Origin of the sequence: Pseudoalteromonas sp. S3260, from assembly GCF_005886925.1 — a bacterium.
In the GTDB taxonomy this organism is placed as follows: Bacteria; Pseudomonadota; Gammaproteobacteria; order Enterobacterales; family Alteromonadaceae; genus Pseudoalteromonas; species Pseudoalteromonas tetraodonis.
Genome location: NZ_PNCV01000240.1, coordinates 1 through 404, shown reverse-complemented (window position 1 = coordinate 404; position 404 = coordinate 1). Strand labels below are relative to the sequence as shown.

Genomic DNA, 404 nt, shown 5'->3' with positions numbered 1-404 from the left:
TGCTTCCATTGCTCCGCATTCCCTGCTGCGCCTGCCCACGCTGCTGGCCACCGGGCTGCTGCTGGCCGTCACCGCCCTGAGTGCGCCGCTGGCTGTCGCCGAGAGCGAGGCCCCCAAGCCGCAGATCACCAGCCGTCAGCAGGATGACCGCCAGCTGCGCGAATACCGCGTCAATGGCCATCTGTATGCCATCGAGATCATCCCCAAGGGCGGCGCGCCCTTCTTCCTGCTCGACAGTGACGGCAACGGCAACTTCATCAAGTCCAGCGTCACCAGTGCCAGCCAGCTCAAGGTACCCGGCTGGGCACTGAAAAAGTGATAAGCTCGGCATCTGGTTCACGCGACAGCTGAACCAGCAGCGACAGGCGTCACGCCCGCGGCACATCTCTTGCCCCCGGGCGTGG

The 404-nt window shown here is 65.3% G+C and carries 1 protein-coding gene; it reads left to right on the top strand.

What is annotated here, in order from left to right:
- Positions 1-319: DUF2782 domain-containing protein (locus CWC14_RS18315; RefSeq protein ID WP_212746568.1), on the top strand; the 319-nt coding region annotated here is incomplete at its 5' end.
- Between the last annotated feature and the right edge of the window lie 85 nt (positions 320-404).